At 57.0% G+C, this 17,428-nt stretch carries 12 protein-coding genes; 8 read left to right on the top strand and 4 right to left on the bottom strand.

Annotation, left to right across the window (positions count from 1 at the left end; genetic code table 11):
• Nucleotides 1–90: 90 nt before the first annotated feature.
• On the top strand, nt 91–1,158 hold the full coding sequence (locus ACQ4N7_RS20515; RefSeq protein WP_430713352.1) for a DUF389 domain-containing protein: 1,068 nt from the start codon (nt 91–93) through the stop codon (nt 1,156–1,158).
• A 64-nt stretch (nt 1,159–1,222) separates the two neighbouring features.
• On the opposite strand, the gene ACQ4N7_RS20510 is transcribed toward ACQ4N7_RS20515, so the two are convergent.
• On the bottom strand, nt 1,223–4,966 hold the full coding sequence (locus ACQ4N7_RS20510) for a PAS domain-containing protein (protein ID WP_430713351.1): 3,744 nt from the start codon (nt 4,964–4,966) through the stop codon (nt 1,223–1,225).
• A 612-nt stretch (nt 4,967–5,578) separates the two neighbouring features.
• On the opposite strand from ACQ4N7_RS20510, the gene ACQ4N7_RS20505 reads away from it, so the two are divergent.
• A complete protein-coding gene (locus tag ACQ4N7_RS20505; protein ID WP_430713350.1) occupies nt 5,579–6,271 on the top strand; it encodes a manganese catalase family protein in 693 nt (230 codons plus the stop codon).
• Nucleotides 6,272–6,437: 166 nt separating this feature from the next.
• Here ACQ4N7_RS20505 and ACQ4N7_RS20500 read toward each other — a convergent pair whose 3' ends face one another.
• Together ACQ4N7_RS20500 and ACQ4N7_RS20495 are read right to left on the bottom strand one after the other, a co-directional pair.
• Complete coding sequence (locus tag ACQ4N7_RS20500) at nt 6,438–7,097, bottom strand: GIY-YIG nuclease family protein (RefSeq protein WP_430713349.1); 660 nt, start codon at nt 7,095–7,097, stop codon at nt 6,438–6,440.
• A gap of 147 nt (nt 7,098–7,244) precedes the next feature.
• On the bottom strand, nt 7,245–7,604 hold the full coding sequence (locus ACQ4N7_RS20495) for a hypothetical protein (RefSeq protein WP_430713348.1): 360 nt from the start codon (nt 7,602–7,604) through the stop codon (nt 7,245–7,247).
• Between the two features lie 469 nt (nt 7,605–8,073).
• Here ACQ4N7_RS20495 and ACQ4N7_RS20490 point away from each other — a divergent pair, with 469 nt between their 5' ends.
• Both ACQ4N7_RS20490 and ACQ4N7_RS20485 read left to right on the top strand, forming a co-directional pair.
• Complete coding sequence (locus tag ACQ4N7_RS20490) at nt 8,074–10,479, top strand: tetratricopeptide repeat protein (protein ID WP_430713347.1); 2,406 nt, start codon at nt 8,074–8,076, stop codon at nt 10,477–10,479.
• 479 nt (nt 10,480–10,958) lie between these two features.
• Entirely contained in the window at nt 10,959–11,240 is a 282-nt protein-coding gene (locus tag ACQ4N7_RS20485) for a hypothetical protein (RefSeq protein ID WP_430713346.1), read from the top strand.
• A 163-nt stretch (nt 11,241–11,403) separates the two neighbouring features.
• Here the strand turns inward: ACQ4N7_RS20485 and ACQ4N7_RS20480 are convergent, their stop codons facing one another.
• Nucleotides 11,404–12,459 (bottom strand): AI-2E family transporter, encoded by a 1,056-nt coding sequence (locus ACQ4N7_RS20480; protein WP_430713345.1) that lies wholly within the window; start codon nt 12,457–12,459, stop codon nt 11,404–11,406.
• Nucleotides 12,460–12,672: 213 nt separating this feature from the next.
• On the opposite strand from ACQ4N7_RS20480, the gene ACQ4N7_RS20475 reads away from it, so the two are divergent.
• The 4 genes from ACQ4N7_RS20475 to ACQ4N7_RS20460 all read left to right on the top strand — a co-directional run bounded on the left by ACQ4N7_RS20475 (nt 12,673) and on the right by ACQ4N7_RS20460 (nt 17,407).
• Nucleotides 12,673–13,959: a P-loop NTPase fold protein gene (locus tag ACQ4N7_RS20475; protein WP_430713344.1), complete on the top strand. Its 1,287-nt coding sequence runs from the start codon at nt 12,673–12,675 to the stop codon at nt 13,957–13,959.
• 8 nt (nt 13,960–13,967) lie between these two features.
• Complete coding sequence (locus ACQ4N7_RS20470; protein WP_430713343.1) at nt 13,968–15,350, top strand: tetratricopeptide repeat protein; 1,383 nt, start codon at nt 13,968–13,970, stop codon at nt 15,348–15,350.
• 450 nt (nt 15,351–15,800) lie between these two features.
• A complete protein-coding gene (locus ACQ4N7_RS20465; RefSeq protein ID WP_430713342.1) occupies nt 15,801–16,538 on the top strand; it encodes a GDSL-type esterase/lipase family protein in 738 nt (245 codons plus the stop codon).
• Nucleotides 16,535–17,407 carry an AraC family transcriptional regulator gene (locus tag ACQ4N7_RS20460; RefSeq protein WP_430713341.1) on the top strand — a complete coding sequence of 291 codons (873 nt, stop codon included), beginning with the start codon at nt 16,535–16,537 and terminating at the stop codon, nt 17,405–17,407. Before ACQ4N7_RS20465 ends, ACQ4N7_RS20460 begins: the two co-directional genes overlap by 4 nt.
• Nucleotides 17,408–17,428: the final 21 nt, after the last annotated feature.

The following is a 17,428-nucleotide window of genomic DNA, read 5'->3' as shown; positions in this document are numbered from 1 at the left end:
TTTTGTGCAGGTTGAATAGGGTGTCAATTTGGGTGAAAGGAGTCGCTGTTGCTGGAGAATGGGGCTGCGCCTGCACCGTTTGGTTAAGCCATGACTCAGCGATACCGATACCTAAAATTTTTGGCTCGCCTGCGCCGCCAGCGGCGCAAGCTGTGGCTGAGCAACAGCGGCGACTGGCAGTGGCTAGCTAGCAAGCCCATGCCGGTGGCGGGGGTGAATCGCCTGCTGTGGCGAGAGTCGGTGCCGTCGCTCAGCTTTTTTGTCATGCTGATGCTGTCGGGGGTGATCTCATCGCTGGGGCTGCTGGCGGGCAGCACCGCCACGGTGATCGGGGCGATGATTATTGCGCCGCTGATGGGGCCGATTATTGGCATTGCCTACGCGATCGCTATTTCAAACCGCCGCCTGATGAAGCGGGCGGGTCTAACGCTGCTCTGGGGCACGCTGGCGACGGTGTTTAGCTCGACGCTGATTGCCAGCCTGATTGGGCTTCAGGTTTTGAATGAGGAAATTTTGCTGCGCACGGAGCCCAACCTAATTGACCTGATGGTGGCGATCGCGGCGGGGGCGGCGGGGGCCTTTGCCAAGTCGCGCAAGCACGTGGCCGATGCCTTTCCGGGGGTAGCGATCGCGGTGGCCCTGGTGCCGCCCTTGAGCGTGATTGGTATTGGGGTGGCCCGGCTGGAGCCAAATGTTTTTTTGGGGGCCACCCTGCTGTTTATCACCAACCTGACCGGCATTATCTTCAGCGGCATTTTGGTCTTTTTGTGGCAGCGCTACGGCACCCTCAAGCGCGCCCAGGAGGGAATTGTGCTATCGACGCTGCTGCTGCTGGTGCTGGGCGTTCCGCTGGGGCTTTCGCTCAACAAGCTGCTGGTGCAGTCTAACTCGCGTCAGCGGGTCGGCCAAATTATTCGCAACGAGCTGCCCCTGTCTCAGCGGGCCGAGCTACAGGATGTGGCTCTGCGGCAAAACCAGGGTTCGCTTCAGATCGTCCTCGATTTTGCGGCTCCGCCCAACACCATTACCGCTGGGGATGTGCGGCAGTCCCAGGCGTTTTTGGAAGATCGCCTCGATCAGCCCATTGATCTCACCCTGCGGGTGGTGCCCATACAGGAGTTTTCGCTGCCTGCTACCCCAGAATCAGCGCGTCCCTAAGCGGTGTGTTGCGGACCAACGTCAAAGCTGTGAAGCCTTTAGGGGTGCGGGCCGCGAAGGCACCCTACGAAGCACTGAGATTGAGCAGGTCTGCGATCGCTTTGATCAGGTGGTCGGGCTCGACGGGTTTGGCAATGTGCTTTTGAAAGCCCGCCGCCATCGCCTGCTGGTAGTCGATTTCTCCGGCGTAAGCGGTGAGGGCGATCGCGGGCACCTGGCCGCCCTGCTCCGGGGGCAGCTGTCGCACCTGTCGCATGAGCATGTAGCCGTCGCGATCGGGCATGCCAATGTCGCTGAGCAAAATGTCGGGAACAAACTGACCTAGCTCCGAGAGCGCCTGATCGACGCTGGCGGCGGCGATAACCCTGGCCCCGTTTAGCTCCAGCAAAAAGGCAATGAATTCGAGCGTGCTGTTGTCGTCATCGACCACCAAAATTTGCACGTCGGTCAGGTCGGTGGAGGGCTTAGAGGAGTCGGCCTCTCGATCGGTTGCAGAGGTTTGAGCCATGAGCGGAATCTGAACGGTAAAGGTTGCGCCCAGGCCTTCGCCGGGGCTGTCGGCCTGCACTCGGCCGCCGTGCAGCTCGACCAGGTAGCGCACCAGGGCGAGCCCCAGCCCCAGGCCGCCAAACTGGCGCGTGGTGGTGGCGTTTTCTTGCCGAAAGCGATCGAAAACGTGGGGCAGAAAGTCGGGGTGAATGCCCTTGCCCGTGTCGCTGACGGTGAGTTGGGCGTAGGTACGTGGGTGCGTGGGTGATGTGGGTGGCGTGGGTGATGTGAGTGGGGTAGGTGATGTGGGTACGATTCCACCTACCTCACCTACCCCACCTACTCTCTCCAGCCGCACCTCAATTCGCTTGCCTTCCGGGGTAAACTTGACCGCGTTGGAGAGCAAATTCCAGGCCACTTGCTGCAGCCGATCGATATCGCCCCACACCTGCAGGTTTGGATTTTGAAGTTTAGATTTTGGATTGTCGCTTTCTTGCGATTCAACATCTAAAATCGTCAGTCGCAAATCGATAGATTTGGCCTCTGCCGCTAGCTGCACTGTTTCTAGGGCGGCTCGAACCACCGCCGCCAGGTTGACGGCCTTCTTATTCAGGCTCAGCTTGCCGCGCAGAATTCGAGACACATCGAGCAGATCGTTGATTAGCTGCGCCTGTATCTGGGCATTGCGCTCGATGATTTCTAAGGCATACTGCGTCTTTTGCTCGTTGAGATGTCCCTGGCGCAGCAGCTGTGACCAGCCCAGAATGGGGTTGAGGGGCGACCTGAGCTCGTGGGAAACGACGGCCAAAAACTCGTCTTTGATGCGGTTGGCGGCTTCGGCCTGGGTGCGGGCGGTGCGCTCGCTGGTTAGCAGCTGTTCGCGCTCTTGCTCGGTATGTTTGCGGCAGGTAATGTCTTGCACCACCCCGATCATGCCTAACACCTGCCCCAACGCGTCGTACTGGGCGCGCCCTTTGGCGGCAATCCAGCGAGTCTGGCCATCGGCGTGGATCACCTGGTATTCGATGTCGTAGTCGCTGTGGCCTGTGATCGCCTGCTCGACCTGCAAGCGGGCCCGATCGCGATCGTCGGCGTGAATGAGGCCCTGCAGCTGGGTCCAGGTCATGTGGGGGCCGGGCGGAATGCCAAATACGACGGCGGCCTGCTCTGACAGCGTCACCATATCGGTGGCGGCATCCCAGATCCAGTCGCCCAGTTTGGCCGCTTCTAGCGCTAAACTCAGTCGCTCTGCGCTGGTTTGCAGGTCGGCTTCGGCCTGCCTGCGGATGGCTTCGCCGCGTCTGCGTTCGGCCTCAAGCCGTGCCCTTTCGCTAATGTCTTCGGCAATGCCGCCCACCCATAGCAGCTCGCCCTGATCGTCATAGATGGGAAAGCCGCGATCGCGAATCCAGACGGTGGTGCCGTCGGGCCGCAGGACACGGTACTCCTGGGTGTAGGCCGCCTGGGTACAATGTTGCCAGCCCCACTCAATGCGATCGCGATCGTCGGGGTGAATATACTCGACAAAGCCGCTCAGGTTTGCGTACAGCTCGGTCGCAGAGCGGCCCCACACCTGCTCAAACGAAGGGCTGACGTAGACCAGCTGATACTTGTGGGCGTCCGTAATCCAAATCACGTCGCTGCTGTTTTCGGCAAAGCCTTTAAAGCGAGCCTCGCTTTCTCTCAGCGCCGCCTCGGCCCGAGCGCGCTCTAGACGCGGGAAAATCTGGTGGGCCAGCTCGCGAATGAGTTCAACTTCGTCCTCGCGCCAGTCGTGGGGCACCGAGTCGTAGACGTTGAGCATAAACCGCCACTGGCCCTCTTTGTGGAACGGTACGCTGACCAGTGCGCCAACGTTGACCGCCGCATAGGGTTCGCCATAGATGCGCGGATCGGCCTGGGTATCTCGAACCACAACGGTCTGCTGACTGTGGGCCGCCAGGCGAAAGCCCTCGGTAAGAAACTCGGCAATGTGATAGGTACCCACCGGGTCGAGCGTCCCTTCCGCATGCCAGGCCTGGTTAATCACCGCTTCGGCCTCAGCCGCATCGATCTCGGCAAAGGCACAGGCTGACAGGTTGAGATAGGCCCCAATTTTTGCGCCGACGGTCTGCATGATCGCCTCAGCGGACGAAAGCCCGGAGAACTCGGTTAAAATTTCAGCCAGAAAGGCCGTGTTGGCGGCGCGGCGTTTGCTTTCGGTAATGTCTACGGCGGCCCCGTAGAGCAGCCGCTGAGTACAGTCGGGCTGCACTCGCCAGAGCAGCCAGCGGTAAGAGCCGTCTCTGTGGCGGTAGCGGTTCTCAAAGGCGAGGGTCTCCTGGCCCGTGAACAAGTTTTCTTCTTCCAACACTGAGCGGTTGATATCGTCTGGATGGAGAAACTCAGTCCAGGGTCGAGCGGTGATTTCGGCGGCGGTCCAGCCCAGCACGCGCTCAAAGGAGGGGCTAACCCAGCGAAAGTACCCGTCGCTATCGGAGATGGCCTGCAGGTCGGAGCCGACGGTAAAAAACTTTTCTCGCTCCTGCTCTACAATTTTGCGGATGGTGATGTTTCTAAACAGGATGCCAAACAGGTGATGCTCGGGCTTGCCCATCGGAAAGGCGTACAGGTCGAACCAGCGATGCATGGGCACCGACTGCTGCTCGAAGCGAATGGGCTGTCGATCGATCGCGACCCGGCCATAGGTTTCAAACCAGGTTTCTTCTAAATCGGGCACCAGCTCGCGGGCGGTTTTGCCAACGGGCTGCTGCAGGCCGGTCAGCGACTCAAAGACGGCGTTAACCTCCAAAAACCGATAGTCAACGGGGGCACCCTCCGGGTTGAGCAGCATTTGGCAGAGGCAAAAGCCTTCGTCTAGCGACTCAACCAGGTCGCGGTAGCGATCGCCAAAAGAAAGAGCGGCGATCGGGTCTGAGGCATCTATTCTTGATGCTGGCAGAGCATCACTAAGCGCTTGGTAAAGGGTGTCAGCCGCTAGCTGGTCTCGAATGAGATAGTCGGCTGCACCCGCCTTAAACGCCCGTCTGGCCAAGCTGGCATCGTTATCGCCGATGGCAACAATTGGCGGGCAGGCGTTGCCCAGCTCAGCCCTGAGCTGAGTCAGCAGCTCAAGGCCGCGCGGGTCAGCAGCATGGCACACCAAAATAATGCCAGCTACGGAGTAGGTGCGGCACAGGTCTAGAACGGGGCCGCCATAGCCCTCGGTAAGCACGCGATACGCTGACGCAGTCTCTTGCTCAAGCAGACGCTGATAGAGGCCAGCGCTGCCCAAAGCATCATCGTGAAGAACTAAAACGGTGCGATCGCAGGTGGCCATACAAAACCCTTAGTTCCCCTGGTTGGCAGACGGTTCTAAGCGCCCTAAAGAGCCTGGGCCTACACCCAAAGCCATAGCCAACCGCTGTCGTGGGTATTTAGCCCGCTGCCGAAGATCATAGATCAAGTGACCTACCTCTGGCTGTTGAAAAAGAAGACTTGTAACGCGGAGGCAGAGGAAAGCCCGAAGGACATTAGCGCGACAAAAACCTTCCGAAGTTTATAACGTCTAATTCGCTGGCTAAATCTACCGCAGGGCAGAAGCAGGCGGCGGTGGGCAGGGCAAATGCAGCGCTATTCTACAAAAACGCTGCTTAAACGGTTTTGTTGGGTTTCGCTGACGCTAACCCAACCTACAGCAGGATAAGAGTTTCAAACGTTTTGTCAGTCAACCAGGCTCAACCCTCTGCCCAGCAGCGCATCGAGCATTGAGCGGAATCGAAATGCGGTTTATAGATGATCAAACCTACTTGCAAGGTCTAAGCATAGCTATAGAAGACAACCATCTCTACCTATATTGTCTACCCATATACAGAGAATGGCTGGCTGACAAACAGTGACCATGACAGATAACAGTTAGCTGAGACAAGCTAATGAAAACACAAGGGTAACTATGTTCTTTCACAAAAAAGATCCCGTCCATACCGTTCAAGTTAATGAGGCGAATCCTGTATTTGCTCAGCTGCTGCTTGAGCAGTTTGGTGGGGCCACCGGCGAGCTTTCTGCTGCCCTGCAATACTGGGTGCAGTCCTTCCACGTTGAAGATGCGGGCATTAAAGATATGCTGCAAGACATTGCTGTGGAAGAGTTTGGCCATCTAGAAATGGTTGGCAAGCTGATCGAAATTCATACCAAAAATACCGATCAAACCGACGCCTACAACAGCACGCTGTTTGCCGTGCGCGGCATGGGGCCTCACTTTCTCGATAGCCAGGGCAACAACTGGACGGCTAGCTACCTGAACGAAGGTGGCGATGTGGTCCGTGATCTGCGCGCTAACATTGCGGCTGAGGCCGGTGCTCGCCAAACCTACGAGTCGCTAATTAAACTGGCCACCGACGAGGGCACCAAAAAAACGCTGACCCACCTGCTGACTCGGGAAATTTCCCACACCAAAATGTTTATGAATGCCCTTGACGCTATGGGCAAACTCACCGACCCGATGTTCGGCAACATTCAGCCCGATGAGACGGTAGAACTTTACTACAATCTCTCAACCAACGGCGACGGCAAAGACGAGCGCGGTCCCTGGAACTCTGAGCCTGACTTTAAGTACATTGCCGACCCGGTTGGCGATCGCAACTAAGCGGGTAGTGGGGCGCTGTAGCTTTAATCACTGGTCGATCCCCCCTGCCCCCCTTAAAAAGGGGGGTTAGAAGTCTTCCTTAAAAAGGGAGATTTAGGGGGATCTCTACTGGTTCTACGCCGCTAAACCTCCGGGGTTTTTAGAAACCCCGGAGGTTTGAAGTCTCTCACTGGGTTTGCTGGGTTTGCTCGCGGATCAGGGCGCTCCAGTTGTCGTCGGTCATGGCGGCTTGGAGATCTTGGGGATTGGCTGCCTGGGCTGTTTGGGCCGCATCTTGCTCTTTAGCCAGTGCGCCATCGGCCATGGCGCGGCGGAGCTTGAGCTTTTTGGCTTCGTAGGCTTCGCGCTCTTCGGCAGACATGGCCTGGGTGGCGGCCTGGGCGATGGTGCCGGCCCAGGTGCCGTCGGTATTGCCGGGCGGGGGGCTGGGCAGTGCTGCAATCCACTCGTCGCGCAGGGCGCTCATGGCCTCTCGGTTGGGAAAGTTGAAGGGCTCTACCGTGACCAGGGCGCAAACAGCGTCGCCTTTGGCGGCGAGGTGGCTGCGCAGCGATAGGGCAACGTTGCGGGAAATGCCAATAAACTGAGTCTGACGATCGCGATCGAGCACCGCATAGACCCCGGTTACTTTGGCATCCTGGGTTTGGTCGCACCAGTCGGCAATGGGCATGGGGGTACTGCCGGTGGAGGCCGTGGGCGGGGCGGCGGCGGTTTCGGCGGCATGTTCGTCGGCAGCGCTATACAGAAAGTCGTGGAGGCTGCGGTGCTCGACGGGGACGTTTTGATGCTCGATTGGGGCTGGGGCGTCGTTTTGTTCAGAGGTCACGGGTTGGCCTGGGGTGATAACACGGCTTCATTATCGTCGGAATCGAACTGATCGACGAGGTTGAAGCTTTGTAAACCCGTAACCGTCCCCTGAGCGGAGTCGAAGGGGACGGTTACGGGGGTATGTTGTTAACGATTCATTTAGGGCTTAGGCTGCCGATCGCCGGGGGCGTTTGCGCTCAGATTTTTTCTTGTAGCCGATCGCCTGGGCTTCGTTGCTATCGGAGCCGTAGACGCCGCGCACCAGCTCTTTCATGGCCAGGATGTTGTTGTGGAATTTCCACTCGGTGAGGCGGGCGCGATCGGCAGCGGCTTTGGCGCGAATGAGGGCTTCGGAGGCTTCGTCTTGGGCGGCGATCATTTCGGCGTAGCTGCTCTGGAGCCCTTCGAGGGTGGTTTCGGGGCGAGGCGAGGTGTAGCCAGCGATGGTGCGGGCTCCGCGCAGTGATTCGATATCCTGGTCGATGTAGTCGGGCCGCAGGCGGCGGCTGGTGTCGGTATTGGGCATGGTGTAATGCTCCTTAATGGCATTTGTAGGGTGGTGGAAGGGGGATGCGGGAAGGGTGTGGAGGCTTGCCTTGCGCTTTAGGCAATGTGCCCGGTGCGGCGAAGAACCCGGAGGAATTGAGAAAGCTTTATGGAAGCAATATGGATAGGCGCTGCTGCATGAAGCGGCGATGGGGGTGAGGTAGGGCAGCCCATGCGATTGGCAATCACATGGATGTGATTGCTTGTTACGGGGGTGTGATTAGTTGGCACCGGGAGGTGATTGCTTGGCGATCGGATGTGATTAGTTGACACTCAGGTGTGATTGCTTATCACCGGGGTGTGATTGCTTGGCGCTTGCTGGAGTTGACTGGGGTTGGCAATATTTGAGGTGTGGGGTGCGATCGCATCGTTCTCCTTGCCGCCTACCCTTGAAAGATAGCGGAACCGAACAACTGGGTTATCTTTGGGGCAGGCTCTACGACGACCCTATGACCTCTGGTGAAGCATCTCAACCGCCCAAGCTATCGGCTATTCAGCGGCTCAACCTCATTCGCACGCTGAATGGGTTGCCGGGGTCGCAGTTTGGGGAGTTAGCCTTTAGCCTAAGTCCGCCACCGGGGATTATTCCGCCTGACATTGCCGCCCAGGGAAATCGTACGTCTATTTTGTTGCAGTGGGCAGAGGGTACGGGTGGCCCAGGGCTGGCGGTGGTGCAAGAACTGCTGAGCGAGATTTTGGGAGAGCCGAACCCAGTCGCATCGAATTTGTCGAATGCTGGCCCATTGTTTTTAGCTCCGCGCCGGAATCCGTTCTTCACGGGGCGAGAGGAGGTGCTAGGGCAGATTCACCAGGCGATGGCAGCGGGGGAACCTGCGGCGCTGAGCGGCCTGGGCGGTGTGGGCAAAACGCAGACGGCGGCGGAATATGCCCATCGCTATCGAGGGCAGTACAGCGCTGTGCTGTGGGTGCGGGCCGAAACGCAGGATGAGCTAGTTTCAGGGCTGACGGCCTTGGCCCAAGACCTGGGGCTGGCGCTGAGCCAAGAGGCCGACCAGGCGGTGGTGGTGCAGTTGGTAAAGGGCTGGTTGAGCAAAAATGCTGGCTGGCTGCTGGTGCTAGACAATGCCGACCACCTGGAGCTGGTGCGAGATTGGCTGGCGCTGTGCGACCAGGGCCACATTTTGCTGACCACTCGCGCCTCGGAGACGCGCCCGCTGGCGGTGTGCGTGGCGGTCTTGAAGATGCCACCGCAGGAGGGGGCGCTGTTTTTGCTGCGGCGCAGTGGCAGAGTGGGTAAAGAGGGCACCTGGCAAGAGGCAACAGAGGCCGATCAAACTTTGGCGCTGGCGCTGTGTGCGCAGATGGATGGGCTGCCGCTGGCCCTAGACCAGGCGGGGGCCTACATTTTAGAAACGCCCTCTAGCCTGAAGGAATATTTGCGGCTTTACAAAACGGCTGGGCCGCAGCTGTTGGCCCAGCGGGGAGACAACGCCCTTGACCACCCTTCGGTGACGATTACGTTTGGGCTGGCGGTGCAGGTGGCGAGCCAGCGGCTACCGGCGGTGGCGGTATTGTTGAACCTGTGTGCGTTTTTGGCCCCGGATGGCATTCCCGAAGAGGTGTTTAAAGACAATGCGGCGGCGTTTGAGGAACCGTTGCAGAGTGCCCTGGCCGAGCCGCTGGAGTATATGGCGCTACTGCGCGAAGCGGGGCGATTTTCGCTGGTGGTGCGCGATGGGGAGGAGCAAACCTTTAGCGTGCATCGGCTGGTGCAGGAGGTGATCCGCGATGGGTTGGATGAGGCGGCGCAGGAAGCTATAGTTCGGCAACTGCTGGAGGCGATGAGTAGGGTGTTTCCAGAGGTTGAGTTTGCGAATTGGTTGGTGTGCGATCGCCTGCTACCCCATGCCCTGGCTTTAGTGAGTTGGCAACAGCGCTTTGCGATTGAAACTGAATCAACAGGAAGACTGTTTAATAAGATTGCGATTTATCTAAGTGAACGGGGCCGCTACAGCGGGGCCGAACCCCTCTACCAAGATGCCCTGGCGATGAGAAAACGGCTGTTGGGTGACGAGCATCCCGCTGTCGCCACCAGCCTCAATAATCTGGCCATGCTGTACGACAATCAAGGCCGTTATGGGGAGGCCGAACCCCTCTACCAAGACGCCCTGGCGATGAGGAAACGGCTGTTGGGTGACGAGCATCCCGCTGTCGCCACTAGCCTCAATAACCTGGCATTGCTCTACGACAATCAAGGCCGTTATAGGGAGGCCGAACCCCTCTACCAAGACGCCCTGGCGATGAGAAAACGGCTGTTGGGCGACGAGCATCCTGATATCGCCCTTAGTCTCAATAATCTAGCGATGGTTTACTACAATCAAAGGTGCTATGGGAAGGCTGAACCCCTCTTCCGGGACGCCCTGGCGATGAAAAAACGGCTCTTGGGTGACGAGCATCCCGCTATCGCCCTTAGTCTCAATAATCTAGCGATGTTCTATGAAAATCAAGGCCGTTATGGGGAGGCCGAACCCCTCTTCCAAAACGCCCTGGCGATGAGAAAACGGCTCTTGGGCGACGAGCATCCTGCCATCGCCCTTAGCCTTAATAATCTGGCGGCGCTCTGCTACAATCAAGGGCGCTATGGGGAGGCCGAACCCCTCTTCCAAGACGCCCTGGCGATGAGAAAACGGCTCTTGGGCGACGAGCATCCCGCTGTCGCCACTAGCCTCAATAATCTGGCAATGCTCTACGACAAACAAGGTCGCTACAGCGAGGCCGAACTCCTCTATCAAGATGCCCTGGCGATGTGCAAACGGCTGTTGGGCGACGAGCATCCTGACACTAAAACAGTTCAGCAAAATCTTGAAATCTTGCGGCAAAGGCAGGGGGCATGAGCCTTGTAGGGGCAAACGGTGTTTGCCCAACCCCATTGTGGGTAACCAAATGGGGTTGGGTGAAGGGGTGAGGCGTAGACTTTGCATTGGGCGAATGCCATTCGCCCCTACAGGTGGCGTATATCCTGTATTTTTCAACGAAGGTGACGATGCGCAATCCACGGATGCTACCCATTCGTTAGGTGATGTCATCGCCAGATGAAATGCGCTCAAACCTGTAGCATTTTTAACTTGCGATCGCCTAAAGGATAGGTTATTTTTGCTGGATGGCTGTGTGCGTGCAGCTGTGCTTCCCAAAAATTTAGTCAGACGCCACTGGAAGGTGTTGGTACCACCAACCAGCGGCTGACCCCTTCGACAGGTCGAGCTGTCTCGGAGGCTAGGGCTATTATTGCCCAGGCCGCCCCGAACTGCACAAGTCTAGGGCGGCTAAATTTTTGGGTTTCTTCCCCGTCGTCTCATCGGAAAGGAACCCGATTATGTTGTGCTTTATCCGTCAAGACCTCCGAGTTCTGCCAGAACTCGGAGGTCTCAATCCCCTGCACCTTGCTAACCCCAACCCCCGGCCAGAGCGATTGCGCCATCTGGTGATTGGTTCGCCTGAGGGGGTGCGCGACACCATCAACCTGCTGCATGTGCTGCGCTACGCCGACCAGGCCACCTGGAGCCAACTGGTGACTATCCCCCAATCGGGGATTTTGATTACGCCCGAGCAGGGAGAGGTGTTTAGCCTGCTGAGGCGCGATCGGCAGATTGAGTAGCGTATCTCTGCTTTGTCTAAAATCCCGCCCTGATCCCCCCAAGATGTGTCCTGTCTAAGTTCCTCAATAAAGCCCCCCTTAAAAAAGGGGGCAGGTTTTCTTCAAAAGGGGATGCATGCCCTCTAGTCACCCGCCTGCACCAGGGCGATCGCAAGGCCTATCGCTAGGGTAGCTGCTCTCGGCTGGGGCTAGACGAGGGCACCTGCCAGCGATCCATCACATCTTTGACCAGCACTTCTTGCAGCCAAATTTGCACCACAATCAGCAGGGGCACCGCCAAAAATAGCCCCAGCAGACCAAACAAAGACGCAAATACGACCACCGACAGCAGCGTAAACAGCGGCATGAGCGATACCGTGCGCTTCATGAGGAAGGGCACCAGGGCGAGGCTCTCAACCTGCTGAATTAAAAAGTACAGAATCAGCACGGCAAACCCTTTCCAGGGCGCGTCTAACAGGCCCAGTAGAATCGGTGGCACCGCGCTGATAATGGGGCCGAGGTTAGGAATAATCTCTAGCAGCCCGGCCAGAATGGCATTGACCAGGGGCAGCGGCACACCCAAAATGAGCAGCCCAATGTAGCTCAGGGTGCCGATCGTCACCATGCCCGCCAGGGTGCCCTGAAACCAGCCCACCAGGGAATGCTCGCACTGGCTCAAAATGTCGTCGACGCGATCGCGGTAAAAGGCAGGAAAGGCGGCAATGAAGGTGCGTCGGTAAGAGCCCGGATTGACCAGCAGCATAACGGTAGCCGCCAGCACAAGCAACAGACTCACGACCACGTTGATCGACGAGTTGAGGATAGTAAAAAAATTGCCGACGGTGCTAGATATCAGCGATTGGGCTTGATCTAGCAGGCGGTTTATCCCCTGGTTTTCGCCCAGGGCCGCACCGGGAATGCGGCTCTGAAACCAGTCATACAGGTTGCTCAGGCGCTCGATCGCCGCTGGCAGCAGCCCGCTCAAGTTTTGCAGCTGATTGATGAACTGCGGCAGGATGATGGCAAAAATGCCAAAGACGGTCAGCAGCAGCAGGGCAATGGTGATTGGGATCGCAAATCCCCGCTTAATGTGCAGCCGCCGCAAGACCCGCACCACCCGGTTGAGCACGGTCGCTATCACCACCGCCGCAAACAGCAGCAGTAGCACCTGGCGAATGCTCCAAAGCAAGTAGATAGAGACCCCTAAGGCCAGCAGGCCGACCCATTTTCCTAGCTGCATTGGGCTGTCTATCTCCAGTGGTCTATAGATAAGGCTGGTGAGCTATCTCAACGGTCGAGGGCGCTACCTCCCTAGACTTAGCTCACCTGGCCCGATAGTACGTGGTTCGCGCTAACCCCGCCTCTATTTAAGGGAACAGTTCTGTTGTCAGGTCTCTCAACTGGCATTGGGCTGAGGCGGTACTATAAAGGGGTTTCGTTGGCACCAGGTGGCATGGATCAGGCGCTTTTAGAGCGATATCAGCAGGCCTACAAAGATTTAGACCTGTTTCCGCTGGTGGAACCGGAGGATATTGAGCGGTTTCGCGTGGACTACGGCCTGCCGGTGATGGTGCGGCTAAAGCGCGAGATTGAGGCGTCGGTTAAAAACGGCAAGTTTATTTTTGCGGGCCACCGGGGCTGCGGCAAGTCTACGCTGCTGAAGCGTCTGGCGATTGAGATGCAGCCCAATCATTCTGTGGTGTTTTTCTCAATCGCAGATCTGATTGAGATGAGCGGCATTACCCACGTCAATATTCTCTATGCGATCGCCATCAAGCTGCTGAGTCAGGCTACTAAGCAGCGCATTTCAGTAGCGGAGGATATCAAACAATCGCTGCTGGGTTGGAATACCACTGTGCATACCCAAACCTCTAGTCAGGCCACCAAGGGAGAAATGGGGCTGGGCGGAGATATCAAGGTAGTTACAGCCAAGCTTCAGCAGGAAAAAAGCTTTCGCGATGAGCTACAAAAAACCTTTGAGAAGCGGATTTCTGATCTGGTGGGCAAGTGCGATCGCCTGGCGGCAGCGATTCAAACTACGACTAAAAAGCCCGTCTTGGTGATCATTGACGACCTGGACAAGCTCGATCTGCCCCTGGTGGAAGAGATCTACCGCAACAACATTAAGTCGCTGTTTTCGCCCCAGTTTCGGGTGGTGTTCACCATTCCAGTTTCGGCGGTGCAAGAGCCGCAGGTGATGGGGGCACTCAATTCTGAAGGGGTGGTGCGACCGCATTTGTTTCCGGTGGCGAAGTTTTTTGCCAAGGCCGACTGCCATAACCCTGAGGCCGAGCCAGTTGCAAAAACCTTTGATGTGTTTTTGAAGGTGCTGGCTAAGCGGCTGCCCGAGGATTTGGTGGATGCTCAGACGGCCCGACAGATGGTGCTGAAAAGCGGGGGCGTGATGCGAGAGCTGGTGCGTATTGCCCGTGAATGCTGCACGGAGTGCATGGTGCAGCTCGAAATTGAGCCCGACAGCGACAGCGTGAAAATAAATGATGAGATTTTGACGGTAGCGCTGCGGAATTTGCGCCACGACTTTGCCCGGCAGATTGGTAGCGATCTGTACGATCTGTTGGTGGGGGTGTACAAAACCGCTGAAACTCCCGATGCCAGCAGCGACGGCTTTGTCAAACTGCTCCACGGTTTGATGGTGCTGGAGTATGAAAACGATGCGCTGTGGTATGACGTGCACCCGATTGTGGTGGATTTGCTGAAGCAAAAACAACTGATTGAGTGAGGTCAACCGTGGACGATGTCGCTGCCGAAAATAAACATCAGCTGCGCCGATTGGTGTGGTCGATACAGTCGAGCTATGGGCGGCTAAATTTGCTGGTGGCAATCTGCGACAACTGGAAGTATCGCGATGAGATTATCGACACCTATGAAGCGGAGCTGCGGGAAAAGGGGACAAGGTGCGATCGCATTCGCATTGACCTGCGCCAGCCCAGTCTGAAGCAAAGTCTGCAAGAGCATGTCGAGCAAGAGCCGGAGCTAGAGACTAGCCCCGCTGCGGTAGTGACTGTTTTGGGGGCCGATGAGCTGCTGGGGCTGCGGCTGAATCAAGAGCGATCGGCTCTGGAACAGTTTTTGTTTTCGCTACAGTGGACGCGGGAATCGCTGCGGGAGTTTAAGCTGCCGCTGGTGCTGTGGCTGACGCCGCGCATTGCCTCGCAGTTGGCCGACAAAGCGCCAGATTTTTGGAGCTGGCGAGGGGGCGTGTTTGAGTTTTCGCAGCCTGTAGCCTGGGCGTTTGAGCCAGAGCGTGGCCAGAGCCAGAGCCAGGAGCAGCCCCCCACTTCCCCCACAGCCGACCCTGCCGATTTGCAGCAGCAGATTGATGAATTGCTGGCCCAAGACCCAGACTCTCCGCTTTTAGGTAGCTTATACAACGACCTAGGCAAAGCTCTTGAAAACGAGATTCGCTATGACGAGGCTGAGGTGGCCTATCACAATGCCCTCAATTGCCGAGAGCAGCAGTTGGGGGCCGACCATCCTGATGTGGCCAACAGCCTGAATAATCTGGCTGAGCTGTACCGTGCAATGAGGCGTTATGGCGAGGCGGAACCTCTCTATGAACGATCGCTGGCTATCTGCGAACAGCAATTGGGGGCCGATCATCCCTTTATGGCTATCAGCCTGAATAATTTGGCTTTGCTATACAACTCGATGGGGCGCTATGGCGAGGCGGAACCCCTTTACGAGCGAGCGATCACCATTGATGAACAGGTTTATGGAAAAGACCATCCCGACGTTGCTACTGACTTAAATAATATGGCTGGGCTATACAAGTCGATGGGGCGCTATGGCGAGGCGGAACCCCTTTACGAGCGATCGCTGGCGATTCGAAAACAGCAGTTGGGGGCCGATCATCCTGACACGGCCACCAGCCTGAATAATCTGGCTGAGCTATACAAGTCGATGGGGCGCTATGGCGAAGCGGAACCTCTCTATATGCAGGCGCTAGCCATTCTGGTGAAAACATTGCCGAAAAATCACCCTTACAACAAAACTGGCTACAGCAACTTCAGACATCTAATCCAGTCTGCTCTAGAGGCCGGGCAAGCCGATCAACTCTCCGACCACCTTATGACCCAAGAGATCTTGAGGCAGCTCTCAGGCCTTGAATAGTTGCGTATCACGCAAATTATCAAAGCCCTGAAAGTCCCATGAAAAGCGGGTTTGGCGAAGACTGAATTTTTGATGGACTAAAATTGGACTAAATTTTCGACCTTTTCAAAGGCCTTCTCGCAGCCTTCTAGAGGATATTTGTAGTCGAATGCCAACTATCCTTCCTCTGCAAGGGTAGCTGAAGCAGCTCGGGCTGGCTTACTTAATCGACCCCGACAGACCGTTGATAGGATTACATGGTTGGTCCAGCATTGAGACTCATAGCGCAAACCAAAAGACTTGTAATGATTCAAGTTGGTCCCAAGGCGAGACGATTGAATGGATTTAGGGTTCCTAGAATTTGCTTGTGCTGGGAATCTGCGCCCTTTTGCTTTTGCTGCCTTAGCTAACCACTGGGTTCTCTCCCCGCAATGCTTTACGGTAGTGGGGAGAATTTAGTGAGCAAGACCAATGGCTGCCGTTCGCTGGATAAGTCTAGTTTCTATCGGCCTAAACATTGCATTTGTGGCCGCTGGGGTTCTAGTCGTTGCTCGTCGAGGCGGATGGGCTTATTTGCAGGCGCGGTGGCACCGCAAAACTAATCCAGAAATGACCATTTACCAAAGTCCTTACTATCGCCAGCGGCAGAGCCAGCTCGAAAAACTGACTGTCAGCACAGACGATATCCTTTTCCTGGGCGACAGCATCACCGACGAGGGGGAATGGTCAGACTGGTTTTCTGCCGTGACAATTCGCAATCGCGGCATTAGCGGCGACACCACCAGCGGCGTGCTGCGGCGTTTGCCTGGCCTGCTCAAGACACCACCTCAGGCAATTTTTTTGATGATTGGCATCAATGACCTGATTGTTTTGGGGCGATCGCCCGATCAGGTGCTCAGCCATTACCAGCAAATTTTGACCCTGATTCAGCAGAGCGCACCCCAAACCCAGGTCTATGTGCAGAGTGTGCTGCCCGTTAGCGATGCAGCTTTTCCGGGGATCAACCCCAAAATCCTTCAGCTTAATCAGGGAATTGCTGCTCTGGCAGAGGCTCTGGGCTACCGCTACGTCAATCTCCACCCGTTGTTTGTGGTCGATGGCGAGATTGATGGGGCCTGTACTGCCGACGGCGTTCATTTAAATGGCGAAGGGTATGCCCGCTGGGTTGATTACCTGCGCCCGCTCATCGCTGCCGGGGTTGCCCAATGACCGGTTCAAAACCGCCAGCAGGAACGCCAAGAACCGAGGTTTCTCGCCTGTGGCAGTCTGGGGTGGCGGGCATAGAGTTATACAACGCCCAGCTCTACCGCCACACCTTTGCCAAACACATGCACGAGGCCTACACCATTGGCTTCACCCATGCGGGTCTGGGCAGCTTTTTCTACCGGGGCGACCACCACTACGCCAACTCCGGCAGCTTTAAGCTGATCCATCCGGGCGAGGTGCATACTGGGCAGGTGCAGGCTGAGGCAGGCTGGGGCTTTCGCAACCTCTACATCAGCGTGCCCAAGATGCAGCAGATGCTGGCTCAGCTAGAGTGGCCAGGGCCAGAGCTGCCCTACTTTGCGATCGCCCTCCAGACCAGCCCCGATGCCCTTGGGCAGGCGATGTTTAGCCGGTTGTTTGTCGCCCTGAGCCAGCCCACGCCGCAGCTAGAGCGAGACTCCCTGCTGCTGGAATTGATGGCCCATTTAATCGATCGCTACGGCGACAGGCAGCGCCGCTGGCGGCAGCCAGAGCCAACCAGCAAAGCTCTGGCCCAGGTGCAGACTTACCTCAAAACCCACTACGCCGACAATATTTCTATCGATACTTTGGCCCAGCAGGTGGGGCTGAGCCCTTTTTATTTAATTCGCAGCTTTCGGCAGCAGGTGGGGTTGCCGCCCCACAGCTATCAGCGCCACTGGCAGCTCATGCAGGCCAAGCGATCGCTCCACACCGACCAGCCCATTGCCGACATTGCGATCGCCCACGGCTTTTGCGACCAGAGCCACCTCAACCGCGCCTTTAAGAAAGCCTTTGGCGTTACCCCTGGTCAGTACCGCCAGGGCAATTTCGTCCAAGACTGGCCGGGGTGAGGTTCGGTAGCCTCGGGTCAG

It is taken from the genome of Nodosilinea sp. AN01ver1, from assembly GCF_050565655.1.
Lineage (GTDB): Bacteria > Cyanobacteriota > Cyanobacteriia > Phormidesmidales > Phormidesmidaceae > Nodosilinea.
Note: the sequence above shows the minus strand (reverse complement) of the source record. Positions and strands in the feature narration are given on the sequence as shown.

What these genes read in the sequence shown, in the direction of transcription:
- ACQ4N7_RS20460 (WP_430713341.1), top strand. Translation starts at nt 16,535, where the DNA reads ATGACCGGTTCAAAACCGCCAGCAGGAACGCCAAGAACCGAGGTTTCT.
- ACQ4N7_RS20480 (WP_430713345.1), bottom strand. Translation starts at nt 12,459, where the DNA reads ATGCAGCTAGGAAAATGGGTCGGCCTGCTGGCCTTAGGGGTCTCTATC.
- ACQ4N7_RS20485 (WP_430713346.1), top strand. Translation starts at nt 10,959, where the DNA reads ATGTTGTGCTTTATCCGTCAAGACCTCCGAGTTCTGCCAGAACTCGGA.
- ACQ4N7_RS20495 (WP_430713348.1), bottom strand. Translation starts at nt 7,604, where the DNA reads ATGCCCAATACCGACACCAGCCGCCGCCTGCGGCCCGACTACATCGAC.
- ACQ4N7_RS20505 (WP_430713350.1), top strand. Translation starts at nt 5,579, where the DNA reads ATGTTCTTTCACAAAAAAGATCCCGTCCATACCGTTCAAGTTAATGAG.
- ACQ4N7_RS20490 (WP_430713347.1), top strand. Translation starts at nt 8,074, where the DNA reads ATGACCTCTGGTGAAGCATCTCAACCGCCCAAGCTATCGGCTATTCAG.
- ACQ4N7_RS20465 (WP_430713342.1), top strand. Translation starts at nt 15,801, where the DNA reads ATGGCTGCCGTTCGCTGGATAAGTCTAGTTTCTATCGGCCTAAACATT.
- ACQ4N7_RS20475 (WP_430713344.1), top strand. Translation starts at nt 12,673, where the DNA reads ATGGATCAGGCGCTTTTAGAGCGATATCAGCAGGCCTACAAAGATTTA.
- ACQ4N7_RS20510 (WP_430713351.1), bottom strand. Translation starts at nt 4,966, where the DNA reads ATGGCCACCTGCGATCGCACCGTTTTAGTTCTTCACGATGATGCTTTG.
- ACQ4N7_RS20515 (WP_430713352.1), top strand. Translation starts at nt 91, where the DNA reads ATGACTCAGCGATACCGATACCTAAAATTTTTGGCTCGCCTGCGCCGC.